This window comes from Mesorhizobium sp. M0678 (assembly GCF_040320505.1).
GTDB lineage: Bacteria > Pseudomonadota > Alphaproteobacteria > Rhizobiales > Rhizobiaceae > Mesorhizobium.
Genome location: NZ_JAMYPT010000004.1, coordinates 44,552 through 68,504 on the forward strand (window position 1 = coordinate 44,552; position 23,953 = coordinate 68,504).

A 23,953-nucleotide genomic window follows, 5' to 3' on the forward strand; every position below is an offset into this window, starting at 1 on the left:
CAACTTCCCGCCCATCTCGGGCATGGCGGCGGCCTGGGACGTGGCGGTCTCGAAGCAGGTCAGGTACCGAGTTCTTCGACTTCCTCGACGAGTTGCGGACGCATGTGCAGATAACGCGTCGCCTTGCGCTTGGCGATGATATCGGCCCAGACGCGTTCCACTTGTGAGGCGGCCAACCCGGCCGCCTGCCCCACCACTTCGGCCGCCATGCCATTGTTGAGACCGTAAAGGCAAATATCCATACGGTCATATGGAAGCGAGAAGTAGAACTCCTCCTGTGTCTGCGCCAGCGAATAGGTATCGGTGGTCGGCGGCCGGTTCCGGATTTCCTCCGGAACGCCGAGATGGGGCGCCAGCGCATAGACCTGCGTTTTATAGAGGTGGGCGATCGGCTTGACGTCCGCGGCACCGTCACCGTTCTTCACGAAGAATCCCTGATCATATTCCAGCCGGTTCGGTGTTCCAAGAACGGCGAAGTTCAGACGATCAGCATGATAGTATTCGATCTGCTTGCGGGTGCGCTGCTTCATATTGGTAGCGGCGACGACGCCGAGATAGACAGGCAACGGCATTCTCAGTTTCGTCTGCTTGCCTTCGGGATCCTGCACCACCAGCGACGAGATATTATAGCCTTGGCCCTCGAGCGCGTTCGCGATCACGATCTTCGAGGCCCAGCCTTCGCCGTATTCCGGGACCAATTCGCGGATGAAGGCGTCGCGGCGCTGGTAGCAGCCCATCGCGCGCAAGGCCGGCCCGATATCCTCCGTCACAGCCTCGACACCAAAAGTTTCGGCGACGAGGCGGCCGAGCCGCAGGCTTTCGGGATCAGAATCGCTTTCCGGCATGAACAGGCAAAGCACATTCCGCGGACCGACGGCACGTGCGGCCAACGCGACCGACACGCTCGAATCGATCCCGCCCGAAAGACCGAGCACAAGGCCCCGCTTGCGAAGCCCGCGCAACTGCTGGCGCAAGGCCGTTACGATACGGTCCGTTTCGGTGATCAGGTCGATTGCCAGAGCCTGCGCCAGAAAGGTCCGCGCATCCTCGATCGGGCGAACATTCATTGCGCGGCCTCCATGGTTTCTGCCGCAAGCCGACGGCTGACCTTGCCGGTATCGGTCTTCGGCAGCTCGCGGCGGAACTCGACGATCTTGGGCACCATGAAGTCCTCAAGATGACGTGCACAGTGACGAACGACATCTTTTTCGCCAAGCGCTGGGTCGGACCGTACGACAAATGCGCCGATCGCATGCCCAAGCACAGGATCCGGCACGCCGAAGACAACCGCTTCCGCGATGCCCGGATGAGCGTGAAGCACGGCTTCCACTTCCTTGGGCGCCACCTTCTCTCCCCGTGTCTTTATGATGTCGTCCTTGCGGCCGACGAAATAAAGAAAGCCTTCCTCATCGGCCCTGAACAGATCGCCGGTGTAGAGGACCTTCTCCCAAGGGTTCGGACCCGGGCGCAAGGCTCGTGTCGTCGCAGCTTCGTTTCGCCAATAACCCTGCATGACGTGCGGCCCGCGAATGACCAGCTCACCTGCTACGCCCGGCGGCACCCGTTGCCCCTCGTCGTCGACGACAAAGGCTTCGGTGTTCGGAATGGCTATTCCGACCGACCCCGGCCGGCGGTCTAGCTCCTCGGGCGGCAGATAGGTGCAGCGCTTGCATTCCGTCAGGCCATACATCGAATAGAGCCTGACACCGGGGAAAAGGAACCGAAGGCGTTCTATGTGAGGCGGCGGCAAGGCAGCCGCCGTGTTGGAAATATAGCGAAGGCTGGGCAGGAAGCCCGGCGCCAGGTCCCTCATCTGCAGGATCATCGCTGCCATCGTGGGCACGAGCGGAAGCCCGGTGACGCCTTCCTGGCGGATGCGTTCAAAGACCGCCTGGGGAAAAGCGAAGGACTTCTCGAGCACGAGCGTGGCGCCGAGCCTGACAGCCATCAGCAACTGATAGAGGCCGTAGTCGAAAGCGAGGGGCAGAACATTCAAGATGATGTCGTCTGGGGAGTTGCGCAGATAAGTGATGATGGAGCCCGCCGCCGCGTCGCAATTGCGGTGCGTCATCATCACGCCCTTGGGCCGGCCGGTCGAGCCCGAGGTGTAGATCAACATCGCAAGATCGACGTCAACGCCGCGGTGGTCAATCTCCCTGGCTTGGAGCGTCAAGCAATCCGCCAGGGATGTGGCCCCTGCCGGGCATTGGTTATCGGCACCAACGGTGGAGGCCACGAAGATGCCGGTCTTGCCGGACGATCCGCACGCCTCGGCGACCACGGGCATCAGTTTTGCTTGCGTGAGGATCGCAGCTGCGTCGCAATCGGCGATGATGTAGGCCAGCTTTTCGGCCTTGGTGGATGCGTTGATCGGACTGAAAGTCGCGCCTGCTTTAAGAACTGCGAAAATCGAAACCGCAGCCTCCCAGCAATTGTCCATGAAGATAAGGACCCGGTCGTCGCGACTGACGCCATTCATGAAAAGGGCGGCGGCCAGACGGCTCGAAAGATCGTCCAGCTCTTCATAGCACAGCCTTTTGTGCTCGGTGATCAATGCCGTTTTGGCTGGATGGGCAGCGGCCTTCGCCGTCAGAAAATGTTCGATCCGCACGGACGCTCCTCGCCGATGGCGCCTACGCTGCCAGCGCTTCTGCCTTTGCCTTGATGAAGGCTGAGATGCGGTCAATCGAATCCAGATTGGCCGGTACGATGTCGGCATCGACCATCGCTATGCCGAAATCATCCTCTATGAATGCCACGAGCTCCAACACGGCCGTCGAGTCGATGATGCCGTTCTCGATCAGTGATACGGAGTCTGCAAGCTCGTAGGACGTGTCCCCGAACAGGAAGTTGTCGACGATAAAGGTTTTGACCTTGTCCTTGACTGCTATCATGATTTTTCATTCCCTCGATTTCTCAGGCCGCTCGTGCTGCACCGACCTTTTCGCCGGTGAAAATCTTCTGCCACAGTTGCGTCGACAAAATGCCGACGAAAGCCGCATTGTCGCGGAATCCGGACGCTGGCTGCAAGCGGCATTTCTCGTGCAGGTTCGCCACCGCCTTGGCGTTGAATAGTCCGCCGGCGGCGATGCTCGCTTCGCTCAGTGAGTCGCGTACGTAGTCCAGTTCTCCCGCTCCAACGAAGGAGCGGGCTTCCGGTGCCCGGTAAGGCTGTTTGGTGCGCTCGCGGATGGCCGTCGGAAGCAGGTGCTTGGCAGCTTTGCGCAATATGTGTTTTTCCACCAGTCCCTTCAGCTTCATCTCCGGCGGAAGTCTGGCCGCAAACTCCACCAAGCGATGGTCAAGGAAGGGGAAACGCCCTTCGATACCGTGCGCCATGGCCATGCGATCGCCCTGGCTAGAGAGGATGTAGCCCGGCAGGAGAAAGCGGGTTTCGAGATATTGCGCCTGATGCAGCGGATGCCACCGGGAAAATGCCTCAGGCAACCGGCTGGCCAGGTCCTCGGCTGCGTCATACCCCTTCAATGTCGCGCGCAGGTCACCGGAAAAGAACATCTTCGCCGCTGATGTGGTCTTGAAACGCGGCCGATGCGAGAACAGCGGATCGTCCAGGGCAGCGCTGCCGGTTCCGAAGAACGCAGCCAGGTACTCCACGGACTGCTGTTGCAGGCCCGGCAGATAGGGATAAAGCTTGCGGAACAGTTGTGGCCTGATGCGCGATGCCGGCTGTCGCGCGCAGAAACGGCGAACCCGCGCTTCTTTGAAGACATCATAACCGGCAAAGACCTCGTCGGCGCCTTCGCCTGTCAGCACCACTTTCAAACCGGCCTGGCGAACGAGGCCGGACAATTGATAGAGGGGAGCCGGGGCCGTGCGGATGATCGGCCGCTCGGTAAAGCGGATGACTTCGGGAAACACACCGGCGATATCGCCGGCACGACACGCAATGGTTCGATGCTGCGTGCCAAGTGCCGACGCCATTTCGGTCTGGAAGGCGCTTTCGTCATGCTCGGCGCTGTCGAACGTCACGGAAAATGTCTGCAGCTTAAGAGGGGTCATGCCGGCCGCGAGTGCCGAAACGAGGGATGAATCGAGCCCGCCCGAAAGGTAAGAACCGACCGGCACGTCGGCGCGCATGCGAAGCCTCACCGCGTCGGTCAACAGGGCCTGCAGTTCCTCGGCCGCGTCGTCCTCATTGGTGATCTTCGATGGCGTATCCGGATACGGGTAGTCTAGGTGCCAATATGGTTTGACCGTGACTTGCCCCTGTGTCGCGATCATCACGCTTGCCGGCTCCAGCTCGTGGATGTTGCGGAAAGCCGTGCGTGGAGCGATCGGCGCCCACAGCGTAAAGATCTGGTCGAGTGCAATCGGATCGATTTCGGCCGAGACGCCGGGTACCTTCAGCAGGGCCTTTATCTCCGACGCAAAGTAGAGCACCCCCCCCTTGCTGGTGTAGAACAGCGGCCGAACACCCATGCGGTCTCTTGCAAGCACCATCCGCCGCCGGCGGTTATCCCAAATCGCGAAGGCGAAATCACCGTTCAGGAGCGACAGGCAGTCTTCGCCCATCTCGTCATACAGCTGCAGGAGAACTTCGGTATCGCTCGATGTGCGGAAGCGTCGGCCCTTGGCCAGCAGCCCTTCGCGCAATTCCACGTAGTTGAAGATCTCGCCGTTGAACGCAATCGTCAAATTGCCGGTTTCGTCGGACATCGGCTGCTGGCCATCACCAATTCCAATCACCGACAGCCGCGCATGCCCAAGTCCAGCCTCGGGCGCTACGAATTTCCCTTGTTCATCCGGCCCGCGATGGGCGATCGCAGACGTCATGCGCGCAAGCAAAGCTTCCGCATCCCGGACTGAACCGAAATAGCCCCCGAATCCGCACATCCACACAGCTCATACTGAACAGCAAGCCACGAAACATAGCGGTCATAAGCGCCTCAAAGGTTAATCGGATACTTTTCAGCGAGCATGTGGTTAACAGGATGTTAGGACAAAATGATGCTTTTGCGGACCGACTTGCGCCCCACTCCAGGTGTCACGCTTGAAGGCGTCACGGCGAGCGATGCAAATCACTGCTTCGAGTACGGCCGGTACCAGTCAACAAACTTCTTCAGCCCGTCCTTTATCGAAACGCTAGGCCTGAAGCCGAAATCCCGCTCCAGCGCGGTCATGTCGGCGTAAGTCTTCTCGACGTCGCTCGACTGCATCGGCTCGTTGTGGCGGATTGCCTTGACCTCGAGCAGCCTTTCCAGAATGTCGATGAAGTCGCCCAGGCGCACCGGCCGGTTGTTGCCGACATTGTAGAGCCTGTTCGGCGGAACGTCAGCCGCCGGCGACTTGTCGAGCACGGCGACAACCGCCTTCACAACATCGTCTATGTAGGTGAAATCGCGCCACATTTCGCCATTGTTGAAGACCCGGATCGGCTTGCCCTCGAGCATCGCCTGGGTGAACATCCAATAGGCCATGTCGGGACGGCCCCAGGGACCGTAGACCGTGAAAAACCGCAGGCCGGTCTGCGGTATGCCGAACAGATGGGCGTAGGTGTGGCTCATCAACTCATCGGTTTTCTTGGTGGCAGCGTAAAGCGAAACGGGCTTGTCGACCTGATCGGCTTCGCTGAACGGCACGCTGCGGTTGCCGCCATACACCGAGCTCGACGAGGCATAGACCAGATGCTCGAATGCCGGTTCGGCGCGACAGAATTCGAGCACTTCGAGGTGGCCCATGACATTGGAGCGGATATAGAGCCGCGGATTGTCGAGTGAGTGGCGCACGCCTGCCTGCGCTGCAAGGTGCACGATCCTAACGATGCCTTGCCCGGCCAAAGCGGCTGCAAGCGTGCCCTGTTCGGCAATATCGATCTGGTGGAATGAAAAATCCTTGTGGGGCAGAAGGCGGGCAAGCCGCCCCTTTTTGAGCGCCAGGTCGTAATAGTCGTTCATGTTGTCGACGCCGACGACCGCTTCTCCCCGGTCGAGCAGATGGTGGCAAACGTGGCTGCCAATGAACCCCGCGGCTCCGGTGACAAGTATAGGCAACAAGCTTCTCCACGCGCATAGCCGGGCCGGTATCTGGAGCGGCAGATCCGGCCCATTTTCTCGTGCTATAGTCGAAAGCCGAGGTGGAGACCACCATTAAGCTGATGCGTCAGCTTGCCTCGCGCATGGCTTCGGCCGCCTGCAGGTCTACCGACACCAGTTGGCTGACGCCTTGCTCGGCCATGGTCACCCCAAACAGCCGGTCCATGCGCGCCATGGTGATCGGGTTGTGTGTGATGATGACGAAGCGCGTTTCGGTGGTTGCGGCCATTTCGTCCATCAGATTGCAGAAACGCTCGACATTGTGGTCATCGAGCGGCGCGTCGACTTCGTCGAGCACGCAGATCGGCGCCGGGTTGGTCAGGAACACGGCGAAGATCAGCGACATCGCCGTCAACGCCTGCTCGCCGCCGGACAGCAGCGTCATCGTCTGCGGCTTCTTGCCGGGCGGTCGCGCCAGGATCTCGAGCCCCGCTTCGAGCGGATCGTCGGACTCGATCAGTTGCAGCTCGGCGGTGCCGCCGCCGAACAGGTGCGAAAACAGCCGTTGAAAATGGCCGTTGACCACCTCGAAGGCAGCGAGCAGCCGCTCGCGGCCTTCACGGTTCAGGCTGTGGATCGCCTGCCGCAGCTTGCGGATCGCCTCGATGATGTCGTCGCGCTCTGAAACGATGGCCTCCAGCCGGTCCGACAATTCCTTCTGCTCTTCCTCGGCGCGCAGATTGACGGCACCGAGCCGTTCGCGTTCGACCTTCAGCCGGTCGAGCTGACGCTCGATCTCGGCCATTTCGGGCATCGGGCTGTCGGGTTCGAGGCCGGTGTGGCGGATCACCAGATGCGGCGGCGTGTTCAGCGTTTCCTGGATGCGCGCCTCGACTTCCAGCCGACGCTCGTCGGCGGCGGTCAGCCGCTCTTCGGCGCGAACGCGGGATTCGCGCGCCTCGGCCAGCGACTGGATGGCAGCAGTCGCAGCCTTGTCCAGCTCGGACTGCCGGTTCTCCGCTTCCTGCAAGCGGTCGCCCGCTGCCTTGCGCAGGCTTTCGGCCTCGGCGAGTTGCGACAGCAGGGCGCGCCGCTTGGCGTCGATCTCGTCGGGGGCGTCGGCCAGTTGCTCGCGCTCGGCCTCGGCCTCTGCCTTGCGTTCGCCGAGCGCCGCGATCTGCGTCGAGGCGTTTTCGGCGCGCTCGACCCAGTTGCGCCGTTCAAAGCCGATGGCGTCGAGCCGGCGCGCACGTGCCTCGGCTTCCCGCCTCAGGCCCTCGTGAACGGCACGCGCATCGGCAAGGGCGGCGCGGTCGCGGGCGACGTTGGCGGCCGACTGCTCGAGCTGCAATTGCAGATCGCCCAGATCGGGCGCGTCCTGCAGCAGCATTTCCGCCTCGACGAATGCCGCCGCCGTTTCCTCATGGCTGTCGACAATGCGTGCGCGCGCCTCGTCAAGTGCTGCACGCCGGCTCGACAGCTCGCCGCCGGCTTTTTCGGCCTCGGCCAGCGTATTGCGGGCAGCGTCGAGCCCGTGCTGGGCGTCGCGCCCGGCCTGTCGGGCGTTGCGTTCGGCCTCGCTCGCCTGGGCAAGCGCCTGTTCGGCCTGGGCAAGGGCTTGTTCAGCTTCGCGCAGGGTGCGCGTGGCATGGACTGCTTCGGCATCGAGCTCGGCCAGCCGGTTTTTCTGCGCCAGCCGCTGCGCGGCGGCGGTCGGGGCATCGGCGCTGGCGGTGAAGCCGTCCCAACGCCAGAGCGCGCCTTCGCGGCTGACCAGCCGTTGACCGGGAGCAAGCAGCGTCTGCAGCCGTCTTCCGTCGGCGGCTTCGACAATGCCGATCTGGGCCAGCCTGCGGGCCAGCTGTGCCGGCGCACGCACAACGCTGGCGAGGCTCCTTATGCCTTCGGGCAATGCGGCGTCGGCAGGCTGGATTTCGCTCTGGCCCCAATGTACCGGCGCACTGCGGTCGAGCGGCACGTCGAGATCTTCGCCAAGCGCGGCACCCAGCGCCGTCTCGTAGCCACGCTCGACGCTGATCTGCTCCAGCACCGAGGGAAATAGATCGCCGCTGGCGGCGTTGAGGATCTTGGCCAGCGTGCGGGCCTCGGTTTCGATCCGCGCCAGCTCGGCCTTTGCGTCCTGAACCGGTGGGCGGGCAGCACTTTCGCCTGCACGCGCCTCGGCGACCGCCTGTTCGGCGGCAATGGCGGCTGCCTCAGCCTCTTCGAGCAGCGCCAGCGCCTGATCGACCAGCAGCCGCTTCTCGGCGGGATCGGGCAGGCCGGCGACCCTGGAGACGATCTCCGACAGTTCGCGGTCGACATCGGCAAGCTGGCGGGCAAAGCGGTCGCGGCGCTCAGCGGTGTCGCGCAGCGTCCGTTCGATCTGGTTGCGCGAGGCGGCAGCCTCCGCCCGTTCGGCGGTCAGCGCGGCGAGCCTGGCCTCGCTCGAGGCAAGCGTCGATGCCGCCTGCTCGAAAGCCGCGCGGGTGCTGGCCTCGCGCTCGGCGGCGCCGGCGTTTTCGGCGTTGAGCGCGGCTTCTTCGGCGGCGAGGCGTTCGAGGATATCCGCATTGTCGCGGACCATGCGCTCCTCGCGGGCAAGGTCGCCATCGAGCTGTTGCAGTCGGCGGTCGAGCTCAGCCTGGCGGGCGCGGATGCGGCCTGCCTCTTCCTCGATCTGCGCCTTGGCGATCGATAGACGCTGGAAGGCGGCGGCGGCAGCGGCTTCCGCATCGCGCAGGTCCGGCAGCCGGTGGGCGTTGATGCCTTGTTCCCTGGCGGCAGCCATCTGGGCGGCGGCACGGTCGCCGACCAGCGCGGTGGCAATCGCCAGCGCCGAACGCGCTTCGCCTTCCTGCGTCTTGGCCAGCGTCCAGCGCAGATGCAGCAGCTTCGCTTCGGCCTTGCGGATGTCGGCCGACAGGTTCTTGAAGCGCGAGGCCTGGCGGGCCTGGCGTTTCAGGCTTTCGATCTGGCTTTCCAGCTCGCCGACGACGTCGTCCAGCCTTTCGAGGTTCTGTTCCGCCGCCTTCAGCCGCAGCTCGGCTTCGTGGCGGCGCGTATGCAGGCCGGAAATGCCGGCCGCCTCCTCCAGCAGCGCGCGGCGCGCCTGCGGCTTTGCCTGGATCAGCTCGCCGATGCGGCCCTGGCCGACCATCGAGGGCGAGCGGGCGCCGGTCGACTGGTCGGCGAACAGCAGCTGAACGTCCTTGGCGCGAGCCTCCTTGCCGTTGATGCGGTAGAGCGAGCCGGCCTCGCGCTCGATGCGGCGCGAGACCTGCAACTCATCGGCGTCGTTGAAGGCGGACGGCGCGGTGCGGTCGCTATTGTCGAGGAACAGCGTGACTTCGGCGGTGTTGCGGGCCGGACGCGTTCCCGAGCCGGAAAAGATGACGTCGTCCATGCCGGACGCACGCATGTTCTTGTAGGAGCTTTCGCCCATGACCCAGCGCAGCGCCTCGACCAGGTTCGACTTGCCGCAGCCGTTCGGCCCGACGATGCCGGTCAGGCCGCGTTCGATGACGAACTCGCCGGGTTCGACGAAGGATTTGAAGCCGAGGAGGCGAAGGCGCGAGAACTTCATTCGCGCCGGCCCATAGCCAAGTTTCGCAAAACTGTGCCGCGGTTTTGCAAGGAGAACCCGCGGCAAGACAAAGAAGTGCGCACGCCGAAGCTACGCCGCTTCGGCGCTGCCGAAACGTCAGAGCAGAGGGTCGATGATGGCCGACATTTCCGCAATCGACATCGCCCCTTTGTAGGTCTTTCCGTTGATGAAAAAGGTCGGTGTGGAATCGACCTTGAATTCGTCGGCGCCGCGCTTCTGGACGGATCTCACATCGTCCAGAAGTTTCTGGTCCGTCAAGCAGGCCTCGAAGGACTCCTGTGTAAAACCGGCAAGCTTGGCGATTTGCAGCAGTGCGTCCTTGGTATTGTTCACACCAACCCAGTTCGCCTGCTGCCTGAACAGCACGTCGACCATCGGGAAATAGTTGTCCTTGGAGCAGCGCGCCAGCATGAAACCGGCCTCGGCGCTGGGATCGAACGGAAACTCGCGCAGTATGTAACGGGCCTTGCCGGTGTCGATATATTTCGTCTTCAGCTCCGGAAAAGTGGTCTCGGCGAAATGCGCGCAATGCGGGCAGGTCATCGATGCATATTCGACGATAGTGATCTTTGCATCGTCCTTGCCGAGCTGCATGTCGGGCAATGCGCCGGGCTTCAGCAGTGCCGCCATATCGACCGTGCCCTGAGCCTCCGGCGCCGCCGCGGCGGCCGGAGCGGCCGGCTTCGCAGGTTCCGGAGCCGCAGGCTTCACATCCTGCGCCTCGGCTTTCTCGCCCGAGTCGCTGCAGGCGGCAAGCAGCGCCACCGCTGGTATTGCGGCCAGCGAAGTCAAAAGGTTTCTGCGGGACAAGGAACGGATCATACGAATCACCTGGCAATAGTTGGATTTTGCAATGCAAAGTCTACAAAAAGCGAGAGTTGGCGCGAATTAAGGCATTACCGCCCCTATTCCAATCGCCAAATCCGGGCATACCATCACGATAGCGCGAGATCACGGTTTCTTTTGACCGAGAATGGTGGCGCCAAGCCGCTCCAGCGAGGCGCGCAGCCCGCCGTCCTCGATCAAACCAACGGTGCCCGACAGCTTCGCTTTCTCGGCCGCAGTCAGCGGCCGCAAACTGGGTTTCGGCTTGTCCTTGCCCGCCATTACCGGCTTCTGCACGATCCTGATCCGGCCGATCGCATTGAAACCGAGGAAGGCATTGACCCGGTTGATGATCTCGCCGGTCTCGTGCTGCAGATGCAGTGCCGCTACACCCTCGCAGGCAATCACCAGCACCGCCGGTTCGAAAGGATCGTCCTCATGCATGCGGCGCGGCCACTGGATCTTTTCCGGGCGCGAGCGGCCGGCAAGCCGCGGCCCGGCAATTTCTTCCCATGACTGGACCAGTCCGATCGACATACCGGCCCGCTTGCGCAGCACCGGGTCGAGGATCTCGGTTGCGAGATCGCTCACCGGAACGGGATTGCCGAAGGGCCTTTTCCCTGCCATGTGCGTTCTCCAGCTTCAGCACCAATGGATTAGGGCCGACCCTCGATCAATGGCACTGCACGACCAGACCCGCAAGGCCGTATCCGGAGACAATGTCGAGATCGCCTCCCGGCTGCTTGGCTGGTACGACGCGCATCACCGCGACCTGCCCTGGCGCGTTTCGCCGCGCGCGCTGGCGGGCGGGGCGCGGCCCGATCCCTATCTGGTCTGGCTTTCCGAGGTGATGCTGCAGCAAACCACGGTCGAGGCGGTAAAATCCTATTTCCGGGCGTTCGCAGAGAAATGGCCAACGGTCCAGGCGCTGGCGGCGGCACCGACCGAAGACGTCATGAAAGCCTGGGCCGGGCTCGGCTATTACTCCCGCGCCCGTAACCTCAAAGCCTGTGCCGATCTCGTCGCGCGGCAAGGCGGCCGCTTTCCGGACAGCGAGTCCGGCTTGAAGGAACTGCCCGGCATCGGCGCCTATACGGCGGCGGCGATCGCAGCGATCGCCTTCGACCGACCAGCCGCGGTCGTCGACGGCAATGTCGAACGGGTCGTCTCACGGCTGTTTTTGATCGCCACGCCGCTGGGCGAAGCCAAGGGCGAGATACGCGGCCAGGTCGAACGCATGGTTCCCCTGACAAGGCCCGGCGACTTCGCGCAGGCGATGATGGACCTGGGCGCGACGATCTGCACGCCGCGCCGGCCCCGCTGCATTCTGTGCCCCGTTCGCGTGGACTGCAGCGCCACGATCTCGGGCGACCCCGAACGCTTTCCGGTCCGCCTGCCCAAGGCCGAAAGACCCTTACGCCGCGGTGCCGCCTTCGTTGCCGTCAGGTGCGACGGCGCCATCCTTCTGCGCAAGCGCGCGGACAAAGGCCTGCTCGGCGGCATGACTGAGGTGCCGACGACCGGCTGGACGGCGCGCATAGACGGCGCCACCACGGAAGCGGCGGCCCCGCTCCCCGGCAACTGGCGGCAGGCCGGACGCATCGGCCATATCTTTACCCATTTTGCGCTTGAACTCGACGTGTTCAAGGCGGAGACCGACGTTGCCGCCCCGGTCGGGCATTTCTGGTCGCTGGCCCATGAAATTTCCGGGGAAGCGCTGCCGAGCGTCATGAAAAAGGTAATCGAAGCGGCGATACCGGGCGCGACGAAAAAGCAGCGGCCGCGTTGAAAGAGAGAAGAATGACTGAAATCCGCCACATCGTTTTCGACATCGGCAAAGTGCTGATCCACTATGATCCGGACCTGCCCTTCAGTCGCTTGATCCCCGATCCCGACGAACGGAAATGGTTCTTCGACAATGTCTGCACGCATGATTGGAACATCGAGCAGGATCGCGGCCGCAGTTGGGAAGAGGCCGAAGCGCTGGCGATCGCGCAATATCCCGAGCACGCCGAAAATATCCGCAATTTCCGCCGGCACTGGCACGAGATGGTGCCTCACGCCTATGAGGACAGCGTCGCCATCATGATCGGCCTGATCGACAGCGGCCATGACGTGACGATGCTCACCAATTTCGCTGCGGATACGCTCGCCGAGGCCCGCGAGCGCTTCGATTTCCTCAATCGGCCGCGCGGCGTCACCGTTTCCGGCGACATCCGCCAGATCAAGCCGGATCGCGCCATCTATGACCACCACGTCGCCGCGTTCAGCCTCGAACCGTCAGCGACGCTGTTCATCGACGACAGCCAGAAGAACGTCGACGGCGCCAAGGCGGCGGGCTGGCAGTCGGTGCTGTTCACCGATGCAAAGACGCTCAGGGCGGACCTTGAGCGCCTTGGTCTCGAGTTCTGACTGCGAACGCCATGGGCAGGATCGTTCTAACCTATGACCCGTATTGGCCCATGCTCGACGTCGACATCGTGCAGGGCAATATTCGCGGCCACGGCGTCGTCTATCTTGGGGCCGAAGTAAGCGAATTTATTACGGCGCTACAAGCGTACCCACTTCACCGCGCAACGCTTGTTTTGGAATCGCCTGGTTTGGTCAAAATCTCTGTTTTTCCTGTGGACGGTGTTGGGCATCTGGCGGTTCGAGTCGAGGTGGCTGAAGAGGTCGATGCGGTGGATTTTGCACGTATTCAGCTTCGCACCGACTATTCGAGACTGTCCCGCTTCAGCAAGCAACTGGCGCTGATGGCCGGGGGCGCGTTGAACGAAATCGTTCTGGAAGAAAAGGACTAAGCGACCGACTATCAGCCCCCTGCCCGTTCCATGCCCAGGCGGGCGATGCGGCGAAGCTCGTCGATCGGGGTCAGGCCGCCGCTGCGCTCATAATGCCAGAAGGTCCATCCGTTGCAGGCGTCCAGCCCCTGCACCTCGGCGCCGATCTTGTGGATCGACCCGGCACTGTCGCCGATCGCCAGCGTGCCGTCGGCGCGCACTTTTGCCGCCCAGCGCTTCTTGGCGTCGTAGAGCGTGGCGCCTGGCGCCACCAGGCCATTGTCGAGAAGCGTGACGAATGCGACGCGCGGCTCAGCCCGCTTGCCGGTCAGTACCGTCAAATTGGCGCCTTCCAGCGGCCGGACCGCATCGATACGTTCCATGGCGGCATCGATATAGGTTTGTTCGCGCTCGATGCCGACGAAGTGGCGGCCAAGCCGCTTGGCCACAGCCCCGGTGGTTCCTGAACCGAAGAACGGGTCGAGCACGATGTCGCCCGGCCTGGTCGATGCCGTCATGATGCGGGCAAGCAACGCTTCCGGCTTCTGCGTCGGATGCAATTTGTCACCATTGTCGTTCTTCAGGCGCTCGCCGCCGGTGCAGATCGGAAACAGCCAGTCCGAGCGCATCTGGACGTCGTCGTTCGATGCCTTCAGCGCCTCGTAGTTGAAAGTGTAGCCCTTGCCCTTCTGGTCGCGCGATGCCCAGATCATCGTCTCATGCGCGTTCTGGAAACGGCGGCCGCGGAAATTGGGCATTGGATTGGTCTTGCGCCAGACGACGTCGTTGAGGATCCAGAAGCCCAGGTCCTGCATCTTTGCCCCGACCCTGAAAATATTGTGGTAGGAGCCGATAACCCAGATCGTGCCGTTGGGCTTCAACACACGGCGCGCCGCCAGCAGCCAGGCGCGGGTGAAGGCGTCGTAGGCCTCAAAACTGTCGAACTGGTCCCAATGGTCGTCGACGGCATCGACCTTGGATTGGTCGGGCCGGTGCAGATCGCCATCGAGCTGCAAATTATAGGGCGGATCGGCGAAGATCACGTCGATCGACTTTTCCGGCAGCCGTTCGAGCGCGGCGACGCAGTCGCCCTTCAGGATCGTATCCAGCCACTCGGATTGCTGGGGAGCATCGGAAAGCTCGTCGAGAAGACGCACGGCAGACATTGTGACACCCAAGGCACGCGTTACTGTTTACTGTCCGTTATGGTTACCGATCAGCGTAAATATTCAGTGAAGCAGCCCGCCGAATTTGCGAAGCCCGGCCTGTTGGTGTATGCCGCGCCGCCTGAGCCGTTTGGACCAAAGGGCCCTCGGCATTCCCCTCATCCCGCTTTCCGGATCACCATGCCCCAGCCAGACCTTGTCATCTTCGATTGCGACGGCGTGCTCGTCGATTCCGAAATCATCGCCGCGCGGATCGATGCCGAGCTGTTGACCTCGGCCGGCTACGAGATATCGGCCGAGGAGATTTCCGAGGTGTATGCCGGGTTGACTTTCAAGGACATCATGATGCGGGTCGAGGAAAAGTCCCGGATCCCGTTCCAGGCCTCGCTGATCGACAAGGAGGAACAGCTGGTCGATCGTAGGCTGCGCAGCGACGTGCGTGCCATCGACGGGGCGCACGAGGCTGTCGCCGCGGTAGCAGTGCCGCGCTGCGTCTGTTCGAATTCGCGTTCGGAGCGAATCGAATTCATGCTGGAGAAGGTGCAGCTTTTGCCGTTCTTTGCCGGCCGTATCTTTTCCTCGCTGGAAACCCCGACCGGGAAAACCAAGCCGGCGCCGGACGTGTTTCGGTTCGCCGCGGAAAAACTCAAGGCCGATCCTGCGAACACCTTTGTCATCGAGGATTCGGTGCATGGCGTCACCGGCGCCAAGACGGCGGGAATGCGCGTCATCGGCTTCACCGGCGCGGCGCACAGCTATCCCGGCCACGCCGATGCGCTGACCGAGGCCGGCGCGGAAACGGTCATCCGCCGCTGGGCGGAACTGAAAAGCGTGATCGCCGCGCTGTCGGAATGGTCGGCGGACGCCTGAGAGGCCGCCTCCAACCGCCGTGGCGCGAATGCAGCGGCTTAGTTGGTCGCGGCGGCTTTCTTCTTCCTCGGCTTGTCTGTCGCTACTTTCGGAGCGCCCTCGTCATACCCGGCATATGCCTGGTAGTCCTTCGCCGTCGGCTCCGGAACGACGACGTTGGAATCGGTGAAGACGAACTGCGTGGCACTTGAAGGATCGGTAACCTGGACCTGATAGGAGTGAAGCTGCGAATAGAGAACTTCGGTGCCGTGCATCACCGCGATGCGGATCGGCATGGTGATGGTCCCGGGGGTGAACATCGGGCCAGGCACGACCTTGCCGGCGACGGCTATCTTCATCGACAAGGAGCCGTTGGCGCGGCTGCAGTCGCGGGTCACATCGGTGATCGAAGCCTGATAGATGATCTTGGCGGAATCGTCCGGCTGATCGGCGCCAGCCGCGTCCGCTGCCGGCTGGGCGGCTTCCTCGGCGGCAACATCGGTTTTTTTCTTCGGCTTCGGACCGCTCTTGGCGTAGGTATTGAAGAAGGCAGTGCCGTCACGCAACGTCACTTTCGGGCAATAGGCCTGCAGCTGGCTGGAAAGCACCTTGGGATCGGGTGGCGGTGGCGGTGTCGCATCCTTTTTGCCGAAGCCGAGAATTCCATTGTCGCTCGATTGGCAACCTGCGGCGGCAAGCATAAAGCCGGCGAGCGCCAGACCCGCGACAAAACGTCCGTTGAATGAATGAAACGCCATGAACTGCACTTCCCTCTCGCAAAGCCGGTGACGTATATCAACCGCGCGGCAAAAATGCGACTGAGCCTGCGCAGAAATCCACCACCTCGCGGCGGGCGAAAATTCCCGGCAGCAATGGAAACGTGACGATGCAATATGTGAGTACCCGCGGGGAAGCGCCCGCGCTTGGATTTTCCGACGCGGTGCTGGCCGGACTGGCGCGCGACGGCGGGCTCTACCTGCCGAGCGCCTGGCCGCATTTTTCCGCAGCCGAGATCCGCGCCATGCGCGGCCTTGCCTATCCCGATCTTGCCATCCGTGTGCTGTCGCCGTTCCTCGGCGGCGAGATCGAGGCGCCGGTGTTCGAACGGCTGGTGCGCGAAGCCTATGCGACCTTCCGCCATGAGGCCGTCTGCCCGCTGGTGCAGACCGGGCCGAACAGCTTCGTGCTCGAGCTCTTCCACGGCCCGACGCTCGCGTTCAAGGACGTGGCGATGCAGCTTCTTGCGCGGCTGATGGACCATGTGCTGGCCGAGCGCGACCAGCGCGCCACCATTGTCGGTGCCACCTCCGGCGACACCGGAGGGGCCGCCATCGATGCCTTTGCCGGGCGCAACCGCACCGACATCTTCGTGCTTTTCCCGCACGGCCGCGTCTCGCCGGTACAGCAGCGGCAGATGACGACCTCGACCGCCGCAAACGTCCATGCGTTGGCGATCGAAGGCAATTTCGACGACTGCCAGGGCCTGGTAAAGGACATGTTCAACGACCACGGTTTTCGCGACCGGGTATCGCTGTCCGGCGTCAACTCGATCAACTGGGCCCGCATCATGGCCCAGATCGTCTATTATTTCTCGTCCGGCCTGTCGCTCGGCGCGCCCGACAGGCCGGTTTCCTTCACCGTGCCGACCGGCAATTTCGGCGACATCTTCGCCGGCTATGCCGCCAAGAAGATGGGGCTGCCGATCGAACGGCTGATCATCGCCACCAACGACAACGATATTCTGACGCGCACGCTGGCGACCGGCGAATACCGCATGAAGGGGGTCTTTTCGACCACGTCGCCCTCGATGGACATCCAGGTGTCTTCGAACTTCGAACGCTTGCTGTTCGAAGCGTCCGGCCGCGATGCCTCGACCGTGCGGCGCCACATGAACGGGCTCAAGCAGTCCGGCGCCTTCACCATCGAGGCCGGCGAAATCGCCAAGATCCGCTCCGAATTCGACGCCGGCCGCGCCACCATGGACGAGGTCGCCGCCACCATCCGCACCACACTTGCGGCGAGCGGCTATCTGCTCGACCCGCATACGGCCGCGGCCGTGCATGTGGCCGCCGGCAAGGCTGCGGGTGAGGTGCCGATGGTGGTGCTGGGCACTGCGCACCCGGCAAAGTTTCCCGCCGCCGTCGAAGCCGCCAGCGGCGTGTCGCCTGCCCTGCCTGCATGGCTAGGCGGGTTGATGAGCGCCGAGGAAAAATACACGGTACTTCCATCCGACCTGAAAATGGTGGAAGATTATCTCGGCCGCCACACGCGGGCGGCGCGTTAGGGAGTAATTGCCATATGGGTGTTGAGGTAAGCCGTCTGTCGAACGGCCTGACAGTCGCCACCGAAACCCTTCCAAGCCTCGAATCTGTTGCCCTTGGCGCCTGGGTCAAGTCGGGCGCACGCAACGAGCGTGACGAAGAGCACGGAATGGCGCACTTGCTCGAGCACATGGCTTTCAAGGGCACCAGGCGGCGAAGCGCCTTCGAGATTGCCTCGGAGATCGAGGACGTCGGCGGCGAGATCAATGCCGCCACCAGCGTCGAGACGACCTCCTATTATGCAAGGGTTCTGAGCGACGACGTGCCGCTGGCCGTCGATATCCTTTCCGACATCCTGCAGGAATCCGAATTCGATCCGCAGGAGTTGGAACGAGAGCAGCATGTGATTCTGCAGGAGATCGGCGCCGCGCACGATACGCCCGACGACGTCGTTTTCGATCACTTTACCGAGACCGCCTTCCGCCACCAGACTATCGGCCGCTCGATTCTTGGCACGCCGGAAACCGTCAAATCCTTCACTTCGAAGCAGCTGCACGACTTCATCGAACGGCAGTACGGCGCCGAGAACATGGTGATGGTGGCGGCCGGCGATATCAAGCACGACGATTTCGTGCGGGAGGTCGAAAAGCGTCTCGGCGGCTTCCGCGGCAAGGCCGACGGCACCGTCCCGCAATATGCGCAATATGTCGGCGGCGATTTTCGCGAGGACCGCGACCTGATGGACGCCCAGATCGTGCTGGGTTTCGAGGGCCGCGCCTATCACGTCCGCGATTTCTATGCCTCCCAGGTCCTGTCGATGATCCTGGGCGGCGGCATGTCGTCGCGACTTTTCCAGGAAGTCCGCGAAAAACGCGGCCTGTGCTATTCGGTCTATGCCTTCCATTGGGGTTTTTCCGACACCGGCGTCTTCGGGGTCCATGCGGCGACCGGACAAAGCGATATTGCCGAGCTGGTGCCTGTGATCATCGACGAGCTGCAAAAGGCCGGTGAAAACATCCTGCAGGAGGAGCTTGACCGCGCGCGTGCCCAATACCGCGCCGGGCTGATCATGTCGGCCGAGAGCCCGGCCAGCCGCGCCTCGCAGATCGCCAGGCAGTTGCTTCTGTTCGGCAGGCCGATCGCCAAGGAAGAGCTGATGGAGCGGCTGGCGGCGTTGACTGTCGAGCGGCTGACGGATCTGTCGTCCCGACTTTTTTCGACCAAGCCGACGCTTACAGCCGTCGGGCCGGTGGGTACGCTCGCGCCCTATGAGGCGATCCTCGATTCGCTTTCGGGCACGCAGACCACTGCCCGTAAGCTTGCCGTCTAAGCCTATTCGAGCGTCGTGTTCGCGCTCCCTTTCTTTCGCCGCGACCTGCCGGCACTGAAGGGCGAGCTTGTCACGCTGCGCGTACCGCTGACCAACGACTATCGCGAGTGGTCGGTGCTGCGCAGTGAAAGCCGCGCTTTTCTTGAGCCGTGGGAGCCGCGATGGACCCCTGACGAACTCGACCGCACGGCGTGGCGGCATCGTATCGGGCGCTACCGCGAGGACTACGCGCAGGGGACGGCGATCGCCTTCTTCATCTTCGAGAAAAGCAGCGGCAAGCTGGCCGGCGGTATCACCCTCGGCAATATCCGCCACGGCGTCGCCCAAAGCGGCCATATCGGCTACTGGATCGGCGAGCGCTTCAGCGGACGCGGCCTGATGACCGATGCCGTCAAAGTGGTGACGCGTTTCGCCTTCGAAACGCTGCGATTGCACCGGATCGAAGCTGCCTGTATTCCCGACAACGCCCGGTCGATCCGCGTGCTTGAAAAAGCCGGATTCCGGCGCGAAGGACTGCTACGATCCTATCTCAGGATCAACGGCATCTGGCAGGACCATTACCTATACGCCCGAATCGCGGACGATCCGCCGGGCGTTGGAACAAAGGACTGATTTTGACGAATTTTCTGCGCAACGGGTCGCTGCTTGCCTTTATGCTGGCGGCAATCGTCACGCTCTGCGCGGCGTCCTCGGCGTTTGCCGTAGAACCGATCAAGATCGCCCGCGACGATGTTGCGCTCGATCTTTCGGGGGCCGTCTTGATCTACCGGAACCAGGGCGAGAATTTTCAGGTGTCGACCGCGCCAGGCCCGGACGGCATCGTGCGGCGCATCGAGGTCGAGGCAAATGATGCGCGCTCGACCGGTGACTGGGCGGTGTTCGCGCTCGCTAATACCACCGACCAGCAGCTCGACAGGCTGATTGTCGCACCGCATTTCCGGCTGGTGAATTCCGGCCTGTTCTGGCCGGATCTCGGCTCGACCCGTATCGCCGCGATCACGCCCAGCGAGGGCTTTGCGCTCGACCGCCAGACCAGCCCCGACGCCGACGTGTTCCGGGTCACGCTGAACCCGGGAACGGTGATTACCTTCATCGCCGAGCTCGCCTCGCCCAAGCTGCCGCAGGTCTATCTGTGGGACCCTGAATCCTACAAGGATTCGGTCAATTCCTACACGCTGTTTCGTGGCATCGTCATCGGCATTGCCGGCCTGCTGGCGCTGTTCCTGACCATTCTTTTCGTCGTCAAGGGGACCTCGATGTTCCCGGCAACGGCGGCCCTAGCGTGGGCGGTGCTTGCCTATATCTGCGTCGATTTCGGCTTTCTTAACAAGATCATAGAAATCTCACCGGGCAATGAGCAGATGTGGCGCGCCGGAACGGAGGTGGCGCTCGCGGCGACCTTCGTGGTGTTCCTGTTTGCCTATCTCAACCTCAACCGGTGGCACGGCCATTTCAGCTACGGCGCACTGGTCTGGATTCTCGGGCTGGTGCTGATCGCCGGTGTCGCCATCATCGATCCGGCGGTTGCCGCCGGAATTGCCAGGCTGTCCTTCGCCGCCACCGCGCTGACCGGGCTCGGCCTGATTATCTTCCTCGGTATCCGCGGTTACGACCGCGCCATCATGCTGGTGCCCAGTTGGGTGATGGTTCTGCTGTGGCTATGCGGATCGTGGATGGCAATCACCGGCATGCTGGACAACGATATCGCTCAGCCGGCGCTGGGCGGTGGGCTGATCCTCATCATCCTGCTGATCGGCTTCACCGTGATGCAGCACGCTTTTGCGGGCGGCGCGCTGCATCAGGGCCTGTTCTCCGACCTTGAGCGGCAGGCGCTGGCGGTTGCCGGATCGGGCGATACTGTGTGGGACTGGGACGTGCTGCGCGACCGCGTCGTCACTCGTCCCGACGTCAGCATTCAGCTCGGTCTTGCCCCCAACAGCCTCGGCGGCCCTGCCCGCAACTGGCTGCCGGTGCTGCATGCCGACGACCGCGACACGTTTCGCACGACACTCGACGTGGTGCTCGAGCACCGGCGCGGCCGGGTGTCGCAAAACTTCCGCCTGCGCGGCGCCGACGGGCACTATCACTGGTTTTCGCTGCGCGCCCGGCCGGTGATCGGCTCGGACGGCGAGGTCATCCGCTGCGTCGGCACCATGGTCGACGTGACGGAGCAGAAGAAATCCGAGGAACGGCTGCTGCATGACGCCGTGCACGACAATCTGACCGGCCTGCCCAACCGCGAGCTGTTCATGAACCGGCTGGAGGCGATCATTTCGATTGCCCGCACCGAAGAGAAGGTGCGCCCGACCGTCTTCGTCATCGACATAGACCGGTTCAAGCAGGTCAATGACGGGCTCGGCATCTCGGCCGGCGATACCATCCTTTTGACTATCGCGCGGCGGCTGCACCGACTGCTCAAGCCGAAGGATTCGCTGTCGCGCTTTGCCGGCGACCAGTTCGCGCTGATGCTTTTGTCGGAGCAGGATCCGGCCCGCATCGCGGCCATTGCCGATGCCATCAAGCACGCCATCAACAACCCGATCACCTTCGCCAAGCGCGAGATCGTGCTGACGGCCTCGATCGGGCTGATCACCTGGACCGCCACGCAGACCTCGGCCGAGGACATGGTCAAGGATGCCGAGCTTGCCATGCATCAGGCCAAGCGCTTCGGCGGGGACCGGATCGAGCCATTCCGTCCCGCCTTCCGCACCGTCGGCACCGACCGGCTGCAGTTCGAGTCCGATCTGCGCCGCGCCATCGAACGACGCGAATTCACGCTTGCCTACCAGCCGATCGTGCGGCTGGAGGACGGCAGCGTCGCAGGCTTCGAAGCGCTGCTGCGCTGGGACCATCCGCGTCGCGGCATGATCCCGCCGGCGGATTTCATTCCGGTCGCCGAAAACTGCGGCCTAATCGTGCAGCTTGGCCTGTTTGCCATGCAACAGGCTGCCGAAGACCTGGCGGGATGGCAAAAGCAGATCGGCGATGCGCCGCTGTCGGTCTCGGTCAATCTGTCCAGCCGCCAGCTCATCCGCCGCGACCTGGTCAGCGACGTCCGCTCGGTGATCGCACGAGCCAACCTGAAACCGCGCTGCTTCCGGCTCGAACTCACCGAATCGCTGGTGATGGACAATCCCGAGCAGACCGCCCATGTGCTGACCAAGCTGAAGCAGCTTGGCATCGGCCTGTCGCTGGATGATTTCGGCACCGGCTATTCATCGCTGGCCTATCTGACGCGCTTTCCGTTCGACACCATCAAGATCGACAAGAGCTTCGTCGACGATGCGACGCCGAAACGTGCGGTGCTGCTCAAATCCATGGTCAACATGGCGCATGAACTCGGCCTGTCGGTTGTCGCCGAAGGCATTTCGGACGAGAGCGATGCGCTGGAGTTGCGGCAGATGGGCTGCGAATACGTGCAGAGCTTCATGTTCGGCGCGCCGATGCCGGGCGACCAGGTGCTGAAGACGCTGAAGGAACAGTATCCGCTCACTCAAGCGTGACAAGTTTCGGGGACGTGATGAGGCTCAGGCGTGACCGGCAGCCAGGCTGAGATGCGCGAGATCGATGCCGATCGAGGCAAGGATCCGGTCGTATTTGCGGTCGATGTCGGCGTCGAACAGAAGCTCGGCACTTGCCGGGCAAGTCAGCCAGCCATTCTCGACGATCTCGTTTTCAAGCTGGCCCGCACCCCAGCCGGCATAGCCGAGCGCCATCAGAGCCCGCCGGGGTCCGCGGCCGGAGGAGATGGCGCGCAATATGTCGACGGTCGCGGTCAGACAGACATCATCGGACACGGCGAGCGAGGATTCCACCCGGTAGTCGCCCGAATGCAGAACGAAGCCGCGGCTGCGATCCACCGGTCCGCCATTGCGCACGACGAAGTCGCGCGCCGGCGGCGGCAGGCGAATTGCCTCCAGCTCGTTCATGATGCCGAGTTGCACGAGCAGGTCCGGAAACAGCATCTGCTGCGTCTGGTTGATGATCAGCCCCATCGCGCCTTCGTCGCTGTGCGCGCAAATGTAGATGACAGAGCGCGTGAAGCGGTCATCCTTCATGCCGGGCATGGCAATCAGGAACTGATCGTCGAGAAAGCCGGGTCCTGCGGCCGTCCTTTTATGGCGCAACAAATCCATGGCCACAGGGTAACGCGTTTCCGGGGCGTCGAAAAGATGGGCGGCGCCCGATTTGATCAGGCTCGTAAATCGAAGGTCACGCAAATATGATGCTGGCGGCGTCATGAAATCATTGTGCGGCCATCAACGGACGATCAAATCATCGCCATGCAAAGCTTGAAAATCCTGCTGCTTGGTGTGGCCATTGGATCGGCGACCGGCCTCCCCGCCTCAGCCTCCTCATCGGCCTGGTACAACAGCGAAGGCGGCAGGGTGCGGCTGGTAACAAGCGGCAAAGCCGACGAGGCCGGACGTCTCCAGGGCGTCCTCGACATTGCGCTGAAGCCCGGCTGGAAAACCTATTGGCGCGATCCGGGCGATGCGGGCGTGCCGCCACAGATCGACGTCTCGGCCAGCACCAACATTGCCGACGCGACGCTTTCGTTTCCGCCGCCGCAGCGCCATGACGACGGCTATGGCAAATGGGCCGGCTACGACCACCCGGTTTCGTTGCCGGTGACGTTCACGCTTGCCGCGCCCGGCCAGTCGGCCGTCATCGATGCGGACATTTTCCTCGGCATCTGCGAAACCATCTGCATCCCGGTGCAGACAAGGCTGACCGTCGATCCCGGCGCCGATCCGGACAACGCCGAGGACGCAGCACTGGTCAAGGCAGGCCTTGCCGCCCTGCCCGCCACGGCAACGCCCGACTTCGGCATAAACGTACTGCCGGGCGACCACGAAACGCTGATTGTCGAAGCGAGCTTTCCGGGCAGCCCCGAGGGCGCCGACTTCTTCGTTGCCGGCGAACGCGACTACATGTTCGGTGCCCCGGCACGCAGCGAAAAGGATGGCAAGCTGATCTTTACTGTGCCGATCCTCGACAGGCCGTCGACAACGCCAACCGATGGCGGCCTGCACTACACACTGACAAGTGCCGCAGGCGCGGTCGACGGCCTGTTGCCATTCCCGTGATGCCAACGTCTGGACGGTTGCCGGGCGCGCCTTAATTCGCTATCGCAAGGAC

The 23,953-nt window shown here is 62.8% G+C and carries 20 protein-coding genes; 9 read left to right on the forward strand and 11 right to left on the reverse strand.

Annotated features, from left to right (window positions below; all coding sequences use genetic code 11):
* Positions 1–59 precede the first annotated feature (59 nt).
* The 8 genes from nadE to NKI29_RS09195 form a co-directional block, all read right to left on the reverse strand.
* Positions 60–1,067, reverse strand: a complete 1,008-nt coding sequence (nadE, locus tag NKI29_RS09160; protein WP_352635311.1) for an NAD(+) synthase — start codon at positions 1,065–1,067, stop codon at positions 60–62.
* On the reverse strand, positions 1,064–2,611 hold the full coding sequence (locus tag NKI29_RS09165) for a class I adenylate-forming enzyme family protein (RefSeq protein WP_352796018.1): 1,548 nt from the start codon (positions 2,609–2,611) through the stop codon (positions 1,064–1,066). The genes nadE and NKI29_RS09165 overlap by 4 nt, the downstream gene beginning before the upstream one ends.
* A 22-nt stretch (positions 2,612–2,633) precedes the next feature.
* On the reverse strand, positions 2,634–2,897 hold the full coding sequence (locus NKI29_RS09170) for an acyl carrier protein (RefSeq protein ID WP_352724307.1): 264 nt from the start codon (positions 2,895–2,897) through the stop codon (positions 2,634–2,636).
* A 19-nt stretch (positions 2,898–2,916) separates the two neighbouring features.
* Positions 2,917–4,854 (reverse strand): asparagine synthase (glutamine-hydrolyzing), encoded by a 1,938-nt coding sequence (gene asnB, locus NKI29_RS09175; protein WP_352724080.1) that lies wholly within the window; start codon positions 4,852–4,854, stop codon positions 2,917–2,919.
* A gap of 185 nt (positions 4,855–5,039) precedes the next feature.
* Complete coding sequence (locus NKI29_RS09180; RefSeq protein WP_352692181.1) at positions 5,040–6,011, reverse strand: NAD-dependent epimerase/dehydratase family protein; 972 nt, start codon at positions 6,009–6,011, stop codon at positions 5,040–5,042.
* 109 nt (positions 6,012–6,120) lie between these two features.
* Positions 6,121–9,579, reverse strand: coding sequence for a chromosome segregation protein SMC (gene smc, locus NKI29_RS09185; RefSeq protein ID WP_352796020.1), 3,459 nt, complete (start codon positions 9,577–9,579; stop codon positions 6,121–6,123).
* Positions 9,580–9,696: 117 nt separating this feature from the next.
* Positions 9,697–10,422: a DsbA family protein gene (locus tag NKI29_RS09190; protein ID WP_352756334.1), complete on the reverse strand. Its 726-nt coding sequence runs from the start codon at positions 10,420–10,422 to the stop codon at positions 9,697–9,699.
* Positions 10,423–10,551: 129 nt separating this feature from the next.
* Positions 10,552–11,052: a DUF721 domain-containing protein gene (locus NKI29_RS09195; protein WP_023674157.1), complete on the reverse strand. Its 501-nt coding sequence runs from the start codon at positions 11,050–11,052 to the stop codon at positions 10,552–10,554.
* A 49-nt stretch (positions 11,053–11,101) separates the two neighbouring features.
* Here NKI29_RS09195 and mutY point away from each other — a divergent pair, with 49 nt between their 5' ends.
* Genes mutY through NKI29_RS09210 form a run of 3 tightly spaced genes read left to right on the forward strand, consistent with a single transcriptional unit; the run spans position 11,102 to position 13,226 of the window.
* A complete protein-coding gene (gene mutY / locus NKI29_RS09200; RefSeq protein ID WP_352756333.1) occupies positions 11,102–12,214 on the forward strand; it encodes an A/G-specific adenine glycosylase in 1,113 nt (370 codons plus the stop codon).
* 11 nt (positions 12,215–12,225) lie between these two features.
* On the forward strand, positions 12,226–12,837 hold the full coding sequence (locus NKI29_RS09205; protein WP_352756332.1) for an HAD family hydrolase: 612 nt from the start codon (positions 12,226–12,228) through the stop codon (positions 12,835–12,837).
* A gap of 50 nt (positions 12,838–12,887) precedes the next feature.
* Complete coding sequence (locus tag NKI29_RS09210; RefSeq protein ID WP_352756330.1) at positions 12,888–13,226, forward strand: hypothetical protein; 339 nt, start codon at positions 12,888–12,890, stop codon at positions 13,224–13,226.
* A gap of 11 nt (positions 13,227–13,237) precedes the next feature.
* Here the strand turns inward: NKI29_RS09210 and NKI29_RS09215 are convergent, their stop codons facing one another.
* On the reverse strand, positions 13,238–14,371 hold the full coding sequence (locus NKI29_RS09215) for a site-specific DNA-methyltransferase (protein WP_352796021.1): 1,134 nt from the start codon (positions 14,369–14,371) through the stop codon (positions 13,238–13,240).
* A gap of 180 nt (positions 14,372–14,551) precedes the next feature.
* Between NKI29_RS09215 and NKI29_RS09220 the strand changes: the two genes are divergently transcribed.
* A complete protein-coding gene (locus NKI29_RS09220) occupies positions 14,552–15,241 on the forward strand; it encodes an HAD family hydrolase (protein ID WP_254818468.1) in 690 nt (229 codons plus the stop codon).
* 38 nt (positions 15,242–15,279) lie between these two features.
* Here NKI29_RS09220 and NKI29_RS09225 read toward each other — a convergent pair whose 3' ends face one another.
* On the reverse strand, positions 15,280–15,978 hold the full coding sequence (locus tag NKI29_RS09225; RefSeq protein ID WP_352796023.1) for a hypothetical protein: 699 nt from the start codon (positions 15,976–15,978) through the stop codon (positions 15,280–15,282).
* A 128-nt stretch (positions 15,979–16,106) separates the two neighbouring features.
* Here NKI29_RS09225 and thrC point away from each other — a divergent pair, with 128 nt between their 5' ends.
* Genes thrC through NKI29_RS09245 form a run of 4 tightly spaced genes read left to right on the forward strand, consistent with a single transcriptional unit; the run spans position 16,107 to position 22,314 of the window.
* A complete protein-coding gene (thrC, locus tag NKI29_RS09230) occupies positions 16,107–17,504 on the forward strand; it encodes a threonine synthase (RefSeq protein WP_352796025.1) in 1,398 nt (465 codons plus the stop codon).
* A gap of 14 nt (positions 17,505–17,518) precedes the next feature.
* Positions 17,519–18,811 carry a M16 family metallopeptidase gene (locus NKI29_RS09235; protein ID WP_352456896.1) on the forward strand — a complete coding sequence of 431 codons (1,293 nt, stop codon included), beginning with the start codon at positions 17,519–17,521 and terminating at the stop codon, positions 18,809–18,811.
* A gap of 15 nt (positions 18,812–18,826) precedes the next feature.
* Positions 18,827–19,423 carry a GNAT family N-acetyltransferase gene (locus tag NKI29_RS09240; RefSeq protein ID WP_254818464.1) on the forward strand — a complete coding sequence of 199 codons (597 nt, stop codon included), beginning with the start codon at positions 18,827–18,829 and terminating at the stop codon, positions 19,421–19,423.
* A 2-nt stretch (positions 19,424–19,425) separates the two neighbouring features.
* Positions 19,426–22,314, forward strand: coding sequence for an EAL domain-containing protein (locus NKI29_RS09245; protein WP_352796026.1), 2,889 nt, complete (start codon positions 19,426–19,428; stop codon positions 22,312–22,314).
* Between the two features lie 24 nt (positions 22,315–22,338).
* On the opposite strand, the gene NKI29_RS09250 is transcribed toward NKI29_RS09245, so the two are convergent.
* Entirely contained in the window at positions 22,339–22,947 is a 609-nt protein-coding gene (locus NKI29_RS09250; protein ID WP_031211061.1) for a YqgE/AlgH family protein, read from the reverse strand.
* 147 nt (positions 22,948–23,094) lie between these two features.
* Here NKI29_RS09250 and NKI29_RS09255 point away from each other — a divergent pair, with 147 nt between their 5' ends.
* The gene (locus tag NKI29_RS09255; RefSeq protein ID WP_352796027.1) at positions 23,095–23,901 is read left to right on the forward strand and encodes a protein-disulfide reductase DsbD domain-containing protein; all 807 of its coding nucleotides are present in this window, start codon (positions 23,095–23,097) and stop codon (positions 23,899–23,901) included.
* Positions 23,902–23,953: the final 52 nt, after the last annotated feature.

What these genes read in the sequence shown, in the direction of transcription:
- NKI29_RS09210 (WP_352756330.1), top strand. Translation starts at nt 12,888, where the DNA reads ATGCTCGACGTCGACATCGTGCAGGGCAATATTCGCGGCCACGGCGTC.
- nadE (WP_352635311.1), bottom strand. Translation starts at nt 1,067, where the DNA reads ATGAATGTTCGCCCGATCGAGGATGCGCGGACCTTTCTGGCGCAGGCT.
- NKI29_RS09225 (WP_352796023.1), bottom strand. Translation starts at nt 15,978, where the DNA reads ATGGCGTTTCATTCATTCAACGGACGTTTTGTCGCGGGTCTGGCGCTC.
- smc (WP_352796020.1), bottom strand. Translation starts at nt 9,579, where the DNA reads ATGAAGTTCTCGCGCCTTCGCCTCCTCGGCTTCAAATCCTTCGTCGAA.
- NKI29_RS09205 (WP_352756332.1), top strand. Translation starts at nt 12,226, where the DNA reads ATGACTGAAATCCGCCACATCGTTTTCGACATCGGCAAAGTGCTGATC.
- NKI29_RS09195 (WP_023674157.1), bottom strand. Translation starts at nt 11,052, where the DNA reads ATGGCAGGGAAAAGGCCCTTCGGCAATCCCGTTCCGGTGAGCGATCTC.
- NKI29_RS09190 (WP_352756334.1), bottom strand. Translation starts at nt 10,422, where the DNA reads ATGATCCGTTCCTTGTCCCGCAGAAACCTTTTGACTTCGCTGGCCGCA.
- NKI29_RS09235 (WP_352456896.1), top strand. Translation starts at nt 17,519, where the DNA reads ATGGGTGTTGAGGTAAGCCGTCTGTCGAACGGCCTGACAGTCGCCACC.
- asnB (WP_352724080.1), bottom strand. Translation starts at nt 4,854, where the DNA reads ATGTGCGGATTCGGGGGCTATTTCGGTTCAGTCCGGGATGCGGAAGCT.
- NKI29_RS09255 (WP_352796027.1), top strand. Translation starts at nt 23,095, where the DNA reads ATGCAAAGCTTGAAAATCCTGCTGCTTGGTGTGGCCATTGGATCGGCG.
- mutY (WP_352756333.1), top strand. Translation starts at nt 11,102, where the DNA reads ATGGCACTGCACGACCAGACCCGCAAGGCCGTATCCGGAGACAATGTC.
- NKI29_RS09220 (WP_254818468.1), top strand. Translation starts at nt 14,552, where the DNA reads ATGCCCCAGCCAGACCTTGTCATCTTCGATTGCGACGGCGTGCTCGTC.
- NKI29_RS09215 (WP_352796021.1), bottom strand. Translation starts at nt 14,371, where the DNA reads ATGTCTGCCGTGCGTCTTCTCGACGAGCTTTCCGATGCTCCCCAGCAA.
- NKI29_RS09250 (WP_031211061.1), bottom strand. Translation starts at nt 22,947, where the DNA reads ATGGATTTGTTGCGCCATAAAAGGACGGCCGCAGGACCCGGCTTTCTC.
- thrC (WP_352796025.1), top strand. Translation starts at nt 16,107, where the DNA reads ATGCAATATGTGAGTACCCGCGGGGAAGCGCCCGCGCTTGGATTTTCC.